Source organism: Ideonella sp. (assembly GCF_041287625.1).
In the GTDB taxonomy this organism is placed as follows: Bacteria; Pseudomonadota; Gammaproteobacteria; order Burkholderiales; family Burkholderiaceae_C; genus Ideonella.
In genome coordinates this window covers 1-15934 of record NZ_JBGGNH010000011.1, presented here as the reverse complement: position 1 = coordinate 15934, position 15934 = coordinate 1, and the positions used below count along the sequence as shown (strand labels likewise).

Genomic DNA, 15934 nt, shown 5'->3' with positions numbered 1-15934 from the left:
TGGGCGTTCAGCGGTCGGCCAGAGCGGGTGCGGCGTCGGTCGTGCGGCTCGGCTCACCGGCCAGCAGGCTGCGGGCGCGCTGCGCGACCCGATCGGCGGTGATGCCGAACAACCGGAACAGTTCGCCTGCCGGTGCCGACTCGCCGAAGCGGTCGATGCCGATCACGTCACCGTCCTCGCCGACGAACTTCCACCACAGGCCGGTGCTGCCGGCTTCGATCGCGATGCGCACCAGGTGCCGCGGCACGATGTGGCGGCGGTAGGTCGCGTCCTGGCGTTCGAACACGTTCATGCACGGCACCGAGACGACGCGCGCCGCGATGCCGTCGGCCGCAAGCAACTCGGCCGCCGCCAGCGCCACGCCAACCTCGGAGCCGCTGGCCAGCAGCGCAACGCGCTCGCCGGCAGGCCGCCGCAGCACATACGCACCCCGTGCGATCAAGTCCAGCCGCCGCGTGCCGTCTCCCGCATGCGGCAAAGCCTGGCGCGTCAGCAGCAGGCAGCCCGGGCCGTCGGTCCGGCGCAGCGTCTCGCGCCACGCCACTGCCGTCTCGGTCGCATCTGCCGGTCGCCACACATCGACGTTCGGGATCAGCCGCAAGCTCGACGCATGCTCCACCGGCTGGTGCGTCGGCCCGTCTTCGCCCAGGCCGATCGAGTCGTGCGTGAACACGTAGACGACCGGCAGCTTCATCAGCGCCGACATGCGCACGCCGTTGCGCGCGTAGTCCGAGAAGGTCAGGAAGGTGCCACCGAAGGGCCGGAAGCCGCCGTGCAGCATGACGCCGTTCATGATCGCGGCCATGCCGAACTCGCGCACGCCGTAGTGCACGTGATTGCCGGTGCCCCGGCCCTTCAGCGGCCGGTGGCCTTTCCAGTCGGTCAGGTTGGAGCCGGTGAGATCGGCCGAGCCGCCGAGCAACTCCGGTGTGGCGGGCCCGACTTCCTGCAGCACGTCTTGCGAGGCCTTGCGCGTGGCCACGCTGGCGCGCAGGCGTTCAGCGTCGGCGCACGCGGTGGCCAGGGCCGCCTCGGTCTCCTCGGAAAGCGCAGCGGCCGGCCGGGTGCGGCGTTGCAGCTCGCGGGCAAGGTCGGGGTAGGCGCGCTCGTAGGCCGCCAAGCGCTCTCGCCATTCGCCATGCGCAGCCGCACCGCGCGCCAGCGCCGACCATGCCTGGGCGACCGGCGCCGGGATCTCGAACGGCGCGGCCGTCCAGCCCAGCGCCTCGCGTGTGAGTGCGATTTCGGCCGCACCCAAGGCTTCGCCGTGCGCCTTCGCAGTGCCGGCGCGATTCGGCGAACCCTGGCCGATGCGCGTTCGGCAGCAGATCAGCACCGGCTTCTCGGACACCAGGGCCGCGGCGATGGCGCGGTCCAGTGCGTCGAAGTCGTGGCCGTCAACGGCGCGGATCACGGTCCAGCCGTAGGCCTCGAAGCGCCCCGGCGTGTCGTCGCCGAACCAGCCCTTCACGTCGCCGTCGATCGAGATGCCGTTGTCGTCGTAGAACGCGACCAGCTTGCGCAAGCCCCAGGTGCCGGCGAGCGAGCAGGCCTCGTGGCTGAGGCCTTCCATCAGGCAGCCGTCGCCCAGGAACACATAGGTGCGGTGATCGACCACCGCATGCCCTGGGCGGTTGAACTCGTCGGACAGCAGCTTCTCGGCGAGCGCCATGCCCACCGCGTTGGCAATGCCCTGGCCGAGCGGCCCGGTCGTGGTCTCGACGCCGGGCGTGACGCCGACCTCGGGGTGGCCCGGGGTCAACGAGTGCAACTGGCGAAAGCGCTTCAGTTCGGCCATCGGCAAGGCATGACCGCTGAGATGCAGCAGCGCGTACAGCAGCATCGACCCGTGGCCGTTGGAGACAACGAAACGGTCCCGGTCCACCCACAGCGGGTCGGCAGGATCGTGCTTCAGGTGGTGGCGCCACAGCGCTTCGGCGATGTCGGCCATGCCCATGGGCATGCCGGGGTGGCCGGAGTTCGCGGCCTGCACGGCGTCCATCGCCAACACGCGAAGTGCGTTGGCACAGGTCGCGCGAAGTGCGTGGGTGCCGGAGGCGTCGGAAGTCGGATGCATGGTCATGTTCATGGCGGTGTCCGGTCAGTGGGAGAGCAGCTTCTTGCGCCGCTCGACGAGGCGCATGATCATCGGCGTGAAGATCAGCTGCATCGCCAGTTCCATCTTTCCGCCCGGCACGACCAGCGTGTTGGCGCGCGACATGAACGAGTCGTGCAGCATGCTCAGCAGGTAGGGCATGTCGATGCCCTTGGGGTCCGAGAAGCGGATCACGACCAGGCTCTCATCGGCGGTCGGGATGGTGCGTGCGATGAACGGGTCGGAGGTGTCCACCACCGGCACGCGCTGGAAGTTGATGTGGGTGCGCGTGAACTGCGGGCAGATGTAGTGCACGTACTCGTGCATGCGGCGCAGGATCACGTCGGTCACCGCCTCGGTCGAGTAGCCGCGCGTGCTCTTGTCGCGGTGGATCTTCTGGATCCATTCGAGGTTGATCACCGGCACCACGCCGATCAGCAGGTCTGCCAGGCGTGCCACGTCGACCTTGTCGGTGGTCACGCCGCCGTGCAGTCCCTCGTAGAACAACAACTCGCTCGGCGGCAGCGGCGCCCACGGCGTGAAGGTGCCCGGGGACTGTTTGAAGGGCGCGGCTTCTTCTTCGTTGTGCAGGTACTTGCGACTGGTGCCGGTGCCGCTTTCGGCATAGCTCGCGAACAAGGCCTCGAGCTCCTTGAACAGGTTCGCGTCCTCACCGAAATGGCTGAAGTGTGGCCGGTTCTGCTTCTCGGCCTCGGCCATCGCGATCTTCATCGCGGCGCGGTCGTGGCGGTGGAAGCTGTCGCCCTCGACCACGGCCGCGGCCACGCCTTCCCGGCGGAAGATGTTCTCGAAGGTTCGCGTCACCGAAGTGGTGCCGGCACCGGACGAACCGGTGATCGCGATGATGGGGTGTTTGGCAGACATGGTGATTCTTCCTATGCGGTGGCAGCGAACAGGCCGCGCCTGCCGAACAGCGGCGCGTCGAAGGCCGCTGGCGGTTCGTCGCGGTGGTAGCCCTCGATGCGCTCGACCTCCTGCTTAGAACCGAAGATGAAACCGATTCGCTGGTGCAATGCCTCCGGCTGCACCGCCATCAGCCGCTCGCGCCCGGTGCTCGCGGCGCCGCCCGCCTGCTCGATCAGGAAGGAGATGGGGCTTGCCTCATAGAGCAGCCGCAGCCGGCCCGCGCGCGCCGGGTCCTTGCGGTCGCGCGGGTACAGGAACACCCCGCCGCGCATCAGGATGCGGTGCGTCTCGGCCACCAGCGAGGCGATCCAGCGCATGTTGAAGTCGGCATCGCGCGGCCCGGTCTGGCCGGCCATGCATTCGTCGACGTAGCGCTTCACGGCGGGCTCCCAGAAGCGGCTGTTCGATGCGTTGATCGCGAACTCGCGCGTGCTCTCGGGGATCTGCAGGTCCGGGTGGCTGAGCACCCATTCGCCCAGCATCGGGTCGAGCGTGAACGCGTGCGTGCCACGGCCCAGCGTGAGCACCAGCATGGTCGTCGGGCCGTAGATCGCGTAGCCCGCGCCGACCTGTTCGGTGCCGGGCTGCAGGAAATCCTGCGGCTGCGGGTCCTGCCCCGGCGTGGCAGCACGCAGGATCGAGAAGATGCTGCCCACCGACACGTTGACGTCGATGTTGGAAGACCCGTCAAGCGGGTCGAACAGCAGCAGGTACTTGCCGCGCGCGTGCTGGGGCGGCAGCAGGTACGGCTCCTCCATCTCTTCGGACACCATGCCTGCGACCTGGCCGCCCCATTCGGTCGCCCGGATGAAGAGCACGTTGCTGAGCACGTCCATGGCCTTCTGTTCCTCGCCCTGGACGTTGATTTCCCCCGCCGCGTTGAACTCGTTGCCCAGCGCGCCGGCCAGTGCCCCGAAGGCCACCTTGCGGGCGATGGCTTTGCAGGCCAGCGAGACATCGGTGATCAGCGCATTCAGGTCACCGGTCGCGCCTGGGTGTCGACGGCGTTCGTCGATCAGGAACTGGGTGAGTGTGGGTCTTCCTCCGGTGGGCATTGCAGTCTCCTTTTTTCAATGTGATGTGTTGTTGGCGCCGATGGGCATCGCCAGCCGGCGCAGCAAGTCCTGCGGCTTTCCGAGCCGCCAGAGATCGCCGGCGGGCTGCGCCGGTGCATGGCCGTAGCCCCAGCCGGCCCATGCCGCCGCGCAGCCGGCGGCGAGGGCCGCAGCGATGTCGACCGCCGCGTCGCCCACCATCAGCAGGCGCTGCGGCGCCACGCCGAGCCCGCGCGCGGCCCGCTGCAGCAGCAGCGGCGACGGCTTGCGCTGCAACGGCGTGTCGGCGCCATGCACCGCGGCGAACGCCGCGAGCAAGCCCGCCCCGTCGAGCACGGCGCGGGCGAGTGGCGTCGGTTTGTTGGTGATGACGACCAGCGGACGCTGCGCGGCCAATTCGCCGACCACCGCGAGAATCCCGTCGAAGACCACACTGCCCGCCATCGGCGCCTGCAAGGTGGCGGCGTCGAAGCCGCGCCGCAACCGGGCCGCCAGCTCGTAGCTGTCGTGGGGCGCGAGCGCATCGGTGGCCAGCGCACGCGCGATCAAGGCGTCCGGTCCGTCGCCGATCCAGGCACGAACAGTGTCCAGCGGGAAGCTGGGCAAGCCCTCGGCGGCCAGTGCCGAATTGAGCGCGTGGGCGATGCCGCCAGCGCTGTCGACCAGGGTGCCGTCGAGGTCGAAGGCGATCGCGTCGAAGCGCTTCATCGCCGTGCCGCCCCGGCGCCGTCGCGCAGCGCGGCGATCGCGCGGTGGTAGTCGCCGGCACCGAACACGGCCGAGCCGGCCACCAAGGTGTCGGCACCGGCCTCGGCGACCCGCCGCACGTTGGCAGCGTTCACGCCACCGTCGACCTCGAGCCAGATGTCGCGCCCGGTCGCCTCGATGCGGCGGCGCACCGCTTCGATCTTCGGCAGCACGCTGTCAATGAAGGCCTGGCCGCCAAAGCCGGGGTTGACCGACATCAGCAGCACCAGGTCGAGCTGCTCCAGCGTATGGTCCAGCCAGTGCAGCGGCGTCGCCGGGTTCAGCACCAGCCCGGCCTTGACGCCGAGCGAGCGGATCAGCTGCAGCGTGCGGTCCACATGCTCGCTGGCCTCGGGGTGGAACGAGATGATGGAGGCGCCGGCCTGCGCGAACAACGGGATCAGCGCGTCGACCGGCTTGACCATCAGGTGCACGTCGATCGGCACAGGCTGGTCGCCGCGCCGGCAATGGGGCTTGATCGCCTGGCACACCATCGGGCCCATCGTCAGGTTGGGCACGTAGTGGTTGTCCATCACGTCGAAGTGGATCAAGTCGGCGCCGGCCGCGATCACCTCGCTGACCTCCTCGCCAAGCCTCGCGAAGTCGGCCGACAACAGGCTGGGCGCGATGCGGATCGTCTCGTTCATGCAAACCTTCCTTCGTAAAGCAGATCGACCGCATCCGGCGGACGCGGCGGGCGCGCCAGCTGCTGCAATTCGCCCAGGCTCAGCCAGGCGTGCGTTCTCAGCGCCGTGCCCGGTTCGGCCGGCAGCGGGCGCAACGGATCGCCCAGATGCGGCAGCACCAGGCCGGCAGCGGAGAAGTCGGCGCCCGCTGTCCAGAAGGTCGGCGTCACGACCGTCCACAGGCCGGCACCGACGGCGGCGCGCAGGCCGTTCGGCGAGTCCTCGAAGGCGACGGCACGGTCGGGGCCCATGCCAAGCGTCGCGAGCACGAGACGGTAGATGTCGGGCGCTGGTTTCTTCGCCGGCACCTGGTCACCGCAGGCGATCACGGTGAACATTTCCAGCCCGCGGGTGCCAAACGCCGACTGCAGCAATGCGTCGACGTTGACCGCGGTGGTGGTGGTGGCGATTGCGAGCCGGCAGCCCGCCGCCAGCGCCTCTTCGAGCAGCCTGGCCACGCCGTCCCGCAAGGGCACGCCGCCCTCGCGCACGGCAGCGCTGTAGAACTCGGTCTTGTTGGCGTGGATCTCGGGCACTCGCGCCATCAGGTGCTGGCGCAAGGCGGTGCCCATCGGCAGGGACTGGATGTACGAGGCGATGCGCTCCTTCCCCCCCGTCACCGACAGCAGGCCGCGGTATTCGGCGCGCGTCCAGGTCCAGCCCAGCCGGTGGCGTTCAAAGGCGAGGTTGAAGGCGACGCGATGCGCCTCTTCGGTGTCGGCCAGCGTCCCGTCGACGTCAAAGATCAGGGCTTCGATGGTCATGTCTGCCCCTCGTCCGATGGGTACATCGACCGATCCCCCGAGGGAATGCGGGCCGGCTTGGGAGCGGCCCGGCGCTCGGCCCGCCGCGCTGTCAGGGCCTGATGACGCTTCATTGAGGCTCTCCCGTTGAAGCGAAGACCCGGCTCGCGAGGATGTCCTCGGCTTGCAGGGTTGCGAGCTGCTCGCGAGACAAGGCCTCGGTCGACTCGAAAAGCCGGGTCGCGTGGCGCAGCCGGATGCGGTCCAGCGCATTGCGGATGGAGCGTGCGTTCGCGAAGTGCGGCTGCTGCCTGCGCAAGGCCACATAGCGCGCGAACGCCGGCTCGGCCGAGGCGTCGAAGTGGTAGTTGAGCTGGGCCAGCATCAGCTGCGTGATCTGCATCAGCTCGGCCTGGCTGTAGTCGGGGAAGTCGATGTGGTGCGCAATGCGCGAGGCCATCCCCGGGTTGCTGCCGAAGAAGGTGTCCATGCGGTCCTTGTAGCCGGCCAGGATCACCACCAGGTCGTCGCGCTGGTTCTCCATCACCTGCAGCAGGATCTCGATCGCCTCCTGGCCGTAGTCGCGCTCGTTCTCCGGGCGGTAGAGGTAGTAGGCCTCGTCGATGAACAGCACACCACCCATCGCCTTCTTCAGCACTTCCTTGGTCTTGGGCGCCGTGTGGCCAATGAACTGGCCGACCAGGTCGTCGCGCGTCACCGCCACCAGGTGGCCCTTGCGCACATAGCCGAGCTGCTTCAACACCTCGGCCATGCGCATCGCGACCGTTGTCTTGCCGGTGCCGGGGTTGCCGGTGAAGCACATGTGCAGCGACGGCTTGGTGGCCTGCAGGCCTTGTTCGGCGCGCAGCTTGTCGATCAGCAGCAGCGCGGCGATGTCGCGGATGCGGCCCTTCACCGGCGCCAGGCCGACGAGTTCCGCGTCGAGCTTGTCCAGCACGGCGCGCGCGCCCGAGCTTTCGAGCATCGCAGCCGGTGCCCCTGGTCCGACGGGTACGTCGACCGTTCCTGCCAGGGAACGCGGGCCGGCGCCCGGCCCGCCGACAGCAAGTGCGGTGTCCATGGCGGCTCTCAGTAGCGGGCGCCTTCGGGGGCGCGCTGCGCCGCATAGCTCTCGATGCTGTAGCGGATCGTGCGGCCAGGCTCCTCGGTCCGGATCAGGCGGAAGCCGGGTTCTTCCTTGGGTCGGTTCACGATGAAGGACACCACCACCGATTCGGTGCCGTGCGTCGAGTCGAACGCGGTCAGCCGGATGTAGTGGCTCGGAAAAGTGTTGCGGCAATTGCGCAACTCGAGCATCACGCCGGCGGCGTCCTGGATGTCGAACATCGGGTTGCCGAACATCTCCCAGTAGGTGTTGCGCGGGTGCGGGTCGTCGGTGTATTCGAGACCGATGGCCCAGCCCTTGGCGAGACAGTAGTCGACCTGTTTGGTGATCTGCTCGTCGCTCAGGTCGGGCAGGAACGAGAAGGTGCCTTGGGTGATTCGCATGGTCGTGCTCTCTTTCGTCGATTCGTCAGGCCACCGAGGCGGTCGGCACGAAGTCGGAGGTGTCGGTCGAGGTGTAGTTGAAGGTGATGTCGCCCCAGGTGTCGAGCGCGGCGGCCAGCGGGGAGCACCACTTGGCCGCGTCGCGCAGGATCTGCGGGCCCTCTTCCAAAAGGTTGCGGCCTTCGTTGCGCGCCAGCACCATCGTCTCCAGCGCGACGCGATTGGCCGTCGCACCCGCCTGGATGCCCTGCGGATGCCCGATCGTGCCGCCGCCAAACTGCAGCACCACGTCATCGCCGAACAGGTCGAGCAGCTGGTGCATCTGGCCGGCGTGGATGCCACCCGACGCGACCGGCATCACCTTCTTGATCGCGCCCCAGTCCTGGTCGAAGTAGACGCCGCGTGGCAGGTCGACGCTCGTGTGCGTGTCGCGGCACACGTTGTAGTAGCCCTGCACCGTCATCGGGTCGCCTTCGAGCTTGCCCACTGCCGTGCCGGCATGGATGTGGTCCACGCCCACGAGCCGCATCCACTTCGCGATCACCCGGAAGCTCACGCCATGGTTCTTCTGGCGCGTGTAGGTGCCATGGCCGGCGCGGTGCAGGTGCAGGATCATGTCGTTCTGCCGGCACCAGTGGCTCAGCGACTGGATGCCGGTGTAGCCCACCACCAGGTCGACCATCACGATCACCGAGCCCAGGTCCTTGGCGAACTGGGCGCGGCGGTACATCTCTTCCATCGTGCCGGCCGTGACATTGAGGTAGCTGCCCTTGATTTCCCCGGTGGCGGCGCTCGCCTTGTTGACGGCATCCATCACGAAGAGAAAGCGGTCGCGCCAGTGCATGAAGGGTTGCGAGTTGATGTTCTCGTCGTCCTTCATGAAGTCAAGCCCGCCTTTCAGGCCCTCGTACACGACGCGGCCGTAATTGCGGCCCGACAGGCCGAGCTTGGGCTTGGTGGTGGCCCCCAGCAACGGGCGGCCGAACTTGTCGAGCCGCTCACGCTCGACCACGATGCCGGTCGGCGGGCCGGCGAAGGTCTTCACGTAGGCCACCGGGAACTTCATGTCCTCAAGCCGGGCCGCCTTCAAGGGCTTGAAGCTGAAGACGTTGCCGATGACCGAGGCCGCGACGTTGGTGATCGAGCCTTCCTCGAACAGCGACAAGTCGTAAGCGACGTAGCAAAAGAACTGGCCCGGAATGCCCGGCACCGGGTCGACGCGGTAGGCCTTGGCGCGGTACATGTCGCATGCGGTGAGCCGGTCGGTCCAGACCACGGTCCAGGTTGCGGTGCTCGACTCGCCGGCCACCGCGGCGGCGGCCTCGATCGGGTCCACCCCATCCTGTGGCGTGATGCGGAACAGCGCCAGGATGTCGGTCTGCTTGGGCTCGTAGTCACCGTCCCAGTAGCCCATCTGCGCGTACTTGAGCACGCCGGCCGAATAACGCTTCTTCGCGTCGGTGATCTGGACTGCCTCTGTCATGTTGCCCATCTGGATTCCCCTGCTGTTGGGTGTGTCGGTGAAAGCCGATGGATGCAATGTAGGCAAGATCAACGATTTGGAATAATTAAAACTATTCGCTCTGACATCTCGAAAAGCTAATATGTCGCCATGCCACTCACCCGCAACGCCACGTTTCGCCAGCTGACCGCTTTCCACACCGTCGCGAGGCTGGGCAGCGTCTCGCTCGCGGCAGACGAAATGCACTTGACGCAGCCTGCGGTGTCGATCCAGATCGCCGCGCTCGAAGCCTCGGCGGGCACGCCGCTGCTGCAGCGCAACGGCCGAGGCGTGCGCCTCACCGAAGCGGGCGAACTGCTGGCCGGCTACGCGAGCCGCATCGTCGACCTGTGGCGCGAGGCCGGCGAGGAGATGGCCACGCTGCGCGGCGTGTTCTCGGGCACGCTTCGCGTGGGCACGGTGACGACGGCCGAGTACCTGCTGCCGCCGCTGCTGGTCTCGTTCATCAATGACCGCCCCAAGGTCAAGGTCAAGCTGCAGGTGGGCAACCGCGACGAGATCGTGCGCATGCTGGCCGGCCAGGAGATCGACGTGGCGATCATGGGCCGCCCGCCGGCCGAACTGAAAACCGACTCGCGCACATTCGCGCGCCATCCGATGGCCTTCCTCGCCGCGCCCAGCGACCCGCTGATGGCCATGCCCGGCCTGAGCCTGGCCGACGTCGCCGAGACCCGCATCCTCGTGCGCGAGCGCGGATCCGGCACGCGCACGACGGTCGAACGCGTCTTCAAGGACCAGGGCCTGCCCTTGCGCATCGGCTCCGAGCTGTCGAGCAACGAGGCCATCAAGCGCATGTGCGCGGCCGGCTTCGGCGCGGCATTCCTGTCGATGCACACCTGCGTGCTCGAGATCAACGCCGGGCTGCTGGCGCTGCTGCCGCTGGCCGACAACCCGATCGTGCGCGACTGGTACGTGATGCACCTGGCCTCGCGCCAGCTGCCGCACGTGGCGCTGGCCTTCGAGGAGTTTCTCTGCGACCAGGGCCAGGCGGAGATCCAGCGTCAGCTGGGCCAGTCGCCGGGCCCTGCAGCTGCGAAGCGCCGGCCGGCGCGCAAGAAGGCGCCGGGCTGAGGTCTTTCGCGAACAGCAGACGCTGCATCGCCGCGCAGCATGCATACAGCTGCGGCGGCGCGCTACAAGTCGTACCACCCCAGGCCGACGACAAAGCCCGAAGCGCGCATGCCATCGGCACGCTGCTGCTGCAGGCCGAAGTCGATCGCCAGCCTGTCGCGGCGCAGCCAGTGGCGAGCGCCAAGCTGCATGAACGTCGCCTCGTCCTCACGTGCCAGTTCGGCGAAGAACAGTGTGCGCTTGAACAGCTCGCGTTCGATCCCGGCCGCGGCGTTCCAACTGCGGCGCGCGTCGCGGGCCTTGCTGATGCCGACATTCAGGTGCAGGAATCCACCGCTGTCGCCCAGGGCGATCGACAGCGGCAGCTTGATCCCGACCGACGGCAGCGTGCCACCGCTGTCGTGGGTGCGCTCTGCGGCCAGCGCTGCGCTCAGGCCCCAGCCCCAGCCGTCGCGCGCGATGTCGTTGAACAGCTGCTTGAACTCGACCTCGGCCTCGTGGCCGGTTTCGCTGCCGCGGCGATCATGGCGGCGCGTCAGTTCGAACTGCACCGAGGTGCCGGCTTCGAAGGTGTACTCGGGCTCGACCGACAGGCCACGCACCTTGCCCAGGCGCTGCACCCACGACTCGAACGACCACACCTGCTCATCGTCTTCGAGCACGGCGGTGCGCGCGACCTGGAACGGGCGGTCGTTGGCCGCTGCGGGCGGCGTCGCGACCGCGCCTGACAGCGCGACACCCAGCAGAACGCCGCGAGCCGCCGCATGCCGGTCCAGGCGGCCCAGGCGCCGCGGCAGTTTCGCGTAACGCGCCAGCAGCAACGCGAGCGCCAGCACGGCCAGGACGACGCGGCCGTCTGCTCGCACCGGCGTGGGCTTCGCCAGTGCCGGTGCGGTGAGCGCCGCCGCCAACGCATCGGCCGACGCCAGGCGCACGAAGGCCAGCCCGCGCTCGCTGCCGAGCAGGCGCAGATAAGGCTCGCGCAACGCCGACAGGTGCTCGCTGCCGGGCGTCGCGCCGAGCATCGGCGCGGGGGGGGCGGCGGTGCCGTCGCCGGTCATGGTCTCGCCGCTCAGGCTGCCCCCGCGTCCGCTCCCGTAGAGATCGGCCTGCGCCACCTCGTCGGCCTGCCAGAAGCCCAGTGGCCGCCCGCTGGCATCGCTCTTCGGAATCGGCGACGGGCGCAGATCGCCAACGCCGACGATCAGGCCAGCAACCTCGCCCGGCTTGTCGTCGAAGCTTGGCCGGTAGCGCGGGTTCAGCGGCGGCGCCTCCTGGCCATCGGTGACGAACACCAGCGCCGGGTGACCCGGCAGTTGCCTGGCGACATCGATGCCGCTGTGCAGGCCTTTTGCGATCTCGCTGTTGCCGCTCCAGGCCATGCGGCCATCGATGCCTGCCAGCGTGGCGCGCAGTTCGCCCAGGTTGGCGCAGACCTCGACCGGTTCGAACAGCAGGAACGACCGGTACTCGGTGAACACGCCCCAGCCAACCTTGGATCCGCAGGGCAGGCGCAGCAGCGCAGCGCGCAGCGCGTGCTTGGCGTAAGCCAGCCGCGAAACCGGTTTGCCGTCGAGCACCTCGTCCTGCACGTCCATGCTCTGCGTGATGTCGAGCACGATGACGTGCTCGAAGCGCGCCCGTTCGACCATCCAGCCGGGCTGCAACAGGCACGCGGCGAGCGCGCAGGCGGCGCCCGACAGCAGCCAGCGCTCGGCGTGCCCGCGCCAGGACGCCACGGCCCGTTGCCACAGGCCGGTCATGCTCACGGCAACCCCGGCGAATGGCCACGCATCGTCGTCACGGCCCGTTCGCGGTTGCGCTCCTGGCCGAGCGGCCCGGGTTCGTCGTCGTCCGGGTCGGGCAGCAGGCGTTGCGTGCGCTCGAGGTTGTAGCGCGCGTCCCACTGGGCCGGGTCGTCGCGCAGCACCTCGCGGTAGTACTCCTTCGCGAGTTCGAGCAGCGCAATCGCCTGGCCGGGCTGCGTGCTCGCACGCACCTCGATCGCCTGGCGCACCAGCAGGTTCGCGCTGTTGTAGCGGGCCGCGGCGCCAACGCGCGGGTCGGGCTGCAGGGCGCGGTAGCGGTTCAGCGCCGCGTCGCGCGCGCCGCTCGCTGCCTGCGACTGAGACTGCGCATAGGCTTGCGCAAAGCGCAGTTCGGGCGGCTGTCCGGGCGCATCGGAGACCGCCTGGCCGGCTGCGATCAGCGCGTTCGTCTGCGCCGCGCGCCACAGCAGCGCCGCATCGAACAGCGCCGCACCGAACGCCAGCGCGAGCAGCACGAGAACCTGGCGGGTGCGGCGACGTGTGGCTAGGTCCATCGGCGCAGCTCCAGCAGGTTGGCGCCGAGCAGCAGCAGCACGCTGGCCAGCGCCGTGGCGTAGCCCCAGCCCGACAGGTCGCGCCGCGGCATCGTGTCCTGGTAGGTGATGGGCAGGTTCTCCAGCCGATTCACGTCGTCGATCGCCTGCTGCAGCGCCTCGGGTGTGCCAGCCTCGTAGGCGCGGTAAGGCGTGCCCAGCGACTGGAAGTAGCGGTGCAGGAAGTACTCGGGCACCGCGTCGGCATTCTCAGGCGGCTCGGTCTGGTCGGGCAGCAGCCCGGGGCTGCGCGCCGAGCGGATGTAGATCCAGTAGATCGCCGCCCGGGTCTTGCGAGCGAGCTGCGCGATGCGGTCCCGCGCGCCTGGGTCCAGCCGGTCGCCGCCGTCGGACACCAGCATCACGATGCGCGAGCCGGTGTAGGGCCGGTCGCCAAACGAGGCCAGCGCCGACTCCAGCGCGAGCCCGATGTTGGTCTCGGACAATCCCCGCCCGATGTTGCCGGCATTGATCGCCGCCTGGATGACCTCGCTCTTCTGCGTGAACTCGAGCACCCGCAAGGGCAAGGTGCTGAAGACGATCATGCCGAATCGGTCGTCAGGCCGCTTGGCCGCGAACTCCGAAAGCACGCGCCGCGCCACCACGCCCTTGGTTTCGCGCGCCTCGTTGGCGCGCAGCTTCGCGTAGTAGTCGAGCGCCTCCGGCCCGGTACCGCTCACCGACGGCTTGCCTGCACCGCCGCCGAAGCTCTGGTCCATGCTGCGGCTGCGGTCCAGCACCAGCACGATCTCGGCGCCTCGGCCGACCCGCTCGACCTCGTACTCGGGTCGGTACGGGCCGGCGATGCCGACGACGACTGCCGCGAGCGCCAGCACCGCCGCACCGCGCAGCAGCCCGTGCAGCCACTGCGAACCGCGGTCGCGCGGCAGCAGCGCGACCCAGGCGTTGGGCAAGGCCCCCCGCGTCTGGGCGAACAGCGGCAGCAGCGCGAGCGGCAGCAACACCAGCCAGAGCGGTTGGTCAAAACTCATGCCGCCCCCCGCTCGAGGTCGCGGCAGCGGCGGCAGAGCGCCAGCAGCCAACGCATGTCGCCGGCCTGCGGGCCGCTGCCGAAGAACTCCGCGCGCGACTGGGCGAAGAAGCCGGCCAGCTCGTCGCGCAGCGGCGCAAAGCGCGGTTGCCGTGCGACAAAGCGGGCCAGGCCCGGCTCGAACAGCACCTCGCCGGCCACCGCGTTCAAGGCCGCGTGCAATTGCTGGTAGGCGGCGCGGCGTTGCGCGGCGTCAGGTGCATCCGGCAGCGCCCGCAGCGCCGTCCACGCACGACCGAAAGGCCGCCGCCGCCGCGCCGACCATGGCAGGACCAGGTAGACCTGCGCGAGGTAGGCCAGCAGCAGCAGGACCACCACGGCCTCTGCCGCCAGGCGCGTGCGCACGGTGCTCGTGTCGAGCATCGGCGGTGCCAGGTCCGGCCGCAGTTCACCCAGCCCTTCGCGAGGCGACGGGTCGGCGGGCGTGAGCGGCCCAACGGTCAGCGGCCAGGCATCGATGCGCAGCTGTTGCTCCCGAGGCGAGCCCTCGAAACGCAGCACGAGCGCCGGCATTTCCAGCACACGCAACTCGCGCGGCGCGAGAAAGACCTGGTAGTCGAGCTGGAGTTCCTCGGGCACGCCGGTCAGCGACTTGCGCAGTGCAACGCGTTGCAGCTCCAGCGCCCTGCCCCGGCTGCCGGCGCGCGGCAGCGAGGCCTCGTCCAGCCTCAAACCGCTGGGCACCTCCAGCGCGATGCGGCGGGTGACCACGTCGCCCACCGTGTAGCCGAAGGCGCGCGGTTCATCGCTGCGCGCGCCAAGCGTCTGCGGCGCGGCGCCCGCCTGGCCGGCCAGGGCCAGGATCAGCAAGGTGGCGGCCAGCGCAGGGGCGCGTTGCGTCATGACTGAAAGTGGCGGGTGACGGCTTCGGCGTCGTACCCACCTTCGATGAACAGCGGCCTGAGCCGCCGGCTGCGGAAGAGCTGCAACAAGGCCTCGCGGCGCTGCGCGTGCGCGGCCTCCCAGCGCGCACGCAAGGCCGGACGCCACCAGACCAGACGCTGGCTGCCGCTCTCTGGGTCCATCACCTGCACCAGGCCGCGCGACGCGCTCAGGGTGAATTCCAGCGGGTCCCACAGCACGGTCGGCACGACCTCATGCAGGACCAGGGCGTCGAGCAAGCCGGCGATCACGTCCAGCGGCAGATGAAAGTCCGAGACCAGGAACAGCAGCGTGCGCTGCCGGCTCAGGTGCCCCGGCGCGTCGACCAGCCCGTGCGCACCCTGCCCCTCGGGTTGCAGCAGGCGCAGCTTGCGCGCGACCTCGCCGCCGGCACCGCGCGCGCGGCTCTGCGGCTGCAGCAGGTCGGCGCGCACCGTGCTGTCGCAGCCGACAAAACCGAAGCTGTCGCCAGTGCGCCAGGCCGACCACGCGAGGCTCTCGACCAGGTCGGCCAGCACGGTGAGCTTGCGCACCTGTCCACTGAAGCCCATCGAAGCCGACAGGTCGGCAACGACCGTGACCGGGATGGATTTGCGCTGGCTGTAGATGCGCACGCGCCAGTCGCCGAATGGGTCGCGCAGACTGGCGTGCAGATCGAGGCGGCGCGGATCGGGCGCGTCTAGCAGCGACGCATGGCCGCGGAACTCGAAGCCACTGTCGCCCCGCCTGCTGCGATGGTGGCCAGGAAAGTGCCCCAGCACGGGCGCGTCGACGCGATAGTGGACCTCGCGGAGCGGCGCTGCGGCGAGCGTCTGCGGGACGGCCATTGTTCAGGCCTCAGGGCGCGGCGACGCTGCCGAGGATGCCGGCGATCAAGGGCGCGGCGATCTCGGGCCGCCGCATCTCGTAGACCGGCTGGAAGCACAGGCGGTGCGCGATGGTCACGTCGAACACGGCCTGCAGATCCTCGGGCGTGGCGTAGTCCCGGCCTTCGAGCCAGGCTGTGACACGGGCCGCACGCAGCAGCATGCTCATGCCGCGCGGGCTCGCGCCGGCCAGCATCAGCTGCGCGGTGTCGAGGTCGGACAGCCTGACGCCGTAGTCGGCCGGCGCGGCGGTCGCGCGCCACAGCTCGAGGGCGTACTTCTGCAAGGCCTCGGAGGTCTGCACCCCGCGCTGGATCTGCGCCGCGATGTCGTTCAGGTCGCGGTGCGCGAGCAGCGCGCCGGCGAGCGTCTGCGGGACGGCCATTGTTCAGGCCTCAGGGCGCGGCGACGCTGCCGA

The 15934-nt window shown here is 69.3% G+C and carries 16 protein-coding genes; 1 reads left to right on the top strand and 15 read right to left on the bottom strand.

Features of this window, described 5'->3' with window-relative positions; translation table 11 throughout:
* Nucleotides 1–7: 7 nt before the first annotated feature.
* The 9 genes from tkt to ACAH41_RS02620 form a co-directional block, all read right to left on the bottom strand.
* Nucleotides 8–2083 carry a transketolase gene (gene tkt, locus ACAH41_RS02660; protein WP_325648374.1) on the bottom strand — a complete coding sequence of 692 codons (2076 nt, stop codon included), beginning with the start codon at nt 2081–2083 and terminating at the stop codon, nt 8–10.
* 18 nt (nt 2084–2101) lie between these two features.
* Nucleotides 2102–2980: a phosphoribulokinase gene (locus ACAH41_RS02655; protein ID WP_325648293.1), complete on the bottom strand. Its 879-nt coding sequence runs from the start codon at nt 2978–2980 to the stop codon at nt 2102–2104.
* 11 nt (nt 2981–2991) lie between these two features.
* Nucleotides 2992–4077 carry a class 1 fructose-bisphosphatase gene (locus ACAH41_RS02650; RefSeq protein ID WP_325648291.1) on the bottom strand — a complete coding sequence of 362 codons (1086 nt, stop codon included), beginning with the start codon at nt 4075–4077 and terminating at the stop codon, nt 2992–2994.
* A gap of 15 nt (nt 4078–4092) precedes the next feature.
* Nucleotides 4093–4785, bottom strand: a complete 693-nt coding sequence (locus ACAH41_RS02645; protein WP_325648288.1) for an HAD-IA family hydrolase — start codon at nt 4783–4785, stop codon at nt 4093–4095.
* Nucleotides 4782–5471 (bottom strand): ribulose-phosphate 3-epimerase, encoded by a 690-nt coding sequence (gene rpe / locus ACAH41_RS02640; RefSeq protein WP_325648286.1) that lies wholly within the window; start codon nt 5469–5471, stop codon nt 4782–4784. Before rpe ends, ACAH41_RS02645 begins: the two co-directional genes overlap by 4 nt.
* The gene (locus ACAH41_RS02635; RefSeq protein ID WP_325648284.1) at nt 5468–6274 is read right to left on the bottom strand and encodes an HAD-IA family hydrolase; all 807 of its coding nucleotides are present in this window, start codon (nt 6272–6274) and stop codon (nt 5468–5470) included. The genes rpe and ACAH41_RS02635 overlap by 4 nt, the downstream gene beginning before the upstream one ends.
* A 109-nt stretch (nt 6275–6383) precedes the next feature.
* Nucleotides 6384–7238 (bottom strand): CbbX protein, encoded by an 855-nt coding sequence (cbbX, locus tag ACAH41_RS02630; protein WP_370538162.1) that lies wholly within the window; start codon nt 7236–7238, stop codon nt 6384–6386.
* Between the two features lie 104 nt (nt 7239–7342).
* Nucleotides 7343–7762, bottom strand: a complete 420-nt coding sequence (locus ACAH41_RS02625) for a ribulose bisphosphate carboxylase small subunit (RefSeq protein WP_370538161.1) — start codon at nt 7760–7762, stop codon at nt 7343–7345.
* A gap of 25 nt (nt 7763–7787) precedes the next feature.
* Complete coding sequence (locus ACAH41_RS02620) at nt 7788–9254, bottom strand: form I ribulose bisphosphate carboxylase large subunit (protein ID WP_370538160.1); 1467 nt, start codon at nt 9252–9254, stop codon at nt 7788–7790.
* Between the two features lie 120 nt (nt 9255–9374).
* Here ACAH41_RS02620 and ACAH41_RS02615 point away from each other — a divergent pair, with 120 nt between their 5' ends.
* On the top strand, nt 9375–10355 hold the full coding sequence (locus ACAH41_RS02615) for a LysR family transcriptional regulator (protein ID WP_370538159.1): 981 nt from the start codon (nt 9375–9377) through the stop codon (nt 10353–10355).
* 62 nt (nt 10356–10417) lie between these two features.
* Here the strand turns inward: ACAH41_RS02615 and ACAH41_RS02610 are convergent, their stop codons facing one another.
* Genes ACAH41_RS02610 through ACAH41_RS02585 form a run of 6 tightly spaced genes read right to left on the bottom strand, consistent with a single transcriptional unit; the run spans nt 10418 to nt 15901 of the window.
* A complete protein-coding gene (locus tag ACAH41_RS02610) occupies nt 10418–12124 on the bottom strand; it encodes a vWA domain-containing protein (protein WP_370538158.1) in 1707 nt (568 codons plus the stop codon).
* Nucleotides 12121–12678: a hypothetical protein gene (locus ACAH41_RS02605; protein ID WP_370538157.1), complete on the bottom strand. Its 558-nt coding sequence runs from the start codon at nt 12676–12678 to the stop codon at nt 12121–12123. The genes ACAH41_RS02610 and ACAH41_RS02605 overlap by 4 nt, the downstream gene beginning before the upstream one ends.
* Entirely contained in the window at nt 12669–13709 is a 1041-nt protein-coding gene (locus tag ACAH41_RS02600; RefSeq protein ID WP_370538156.1) for a vWA domain-containing protein, read from the bottom strand. Before ACAH41_RS02600 ends, ACAH41_RS02605 begins: the two co-directional genes overlap by 10 nt.
* Entirely contained in the window at nt 13706–14611 is a 906-nt protein-coding gene (locus tag ACAH41_RS02595; protein ID WP_370538155.1) for a hypothetical protein, read from the bottom strand. Before ACAH41_RS02595 ends, ACAH41_RS02600 begins: the two co-directional genes overlap by 4 nt.
* The gene (locus ACAH41_RS02590; RefSeq protein ID WP_370538154.1) at nt 14608–15477 is read right to left on the bottom strand and encodes a DUF58 domain-containing protein; all 870 of its coding nucleotides are present in this window, start codon (nt 15475–15477) and stop codon (nt 14608–14610) included. Before ACAH41_RS02590 ends, ACAH41_RS02595 begins: the two co-directional genes overlap by 4 nt.
* A 10-nt stretch (nt 15478–15487) precedes the next feature.
* A complete protein-coding gene (locus ACAH41_RS02585) occupies nt 15488–15901 on the bottom strand; it encodes an AAA family ATPase (protein ID WP_370538153.1) in 414 nt (137 codons plus the stop codon).
* Between the last annotated feature and the right edge of the window lie 33 nt (nt 15902–15934).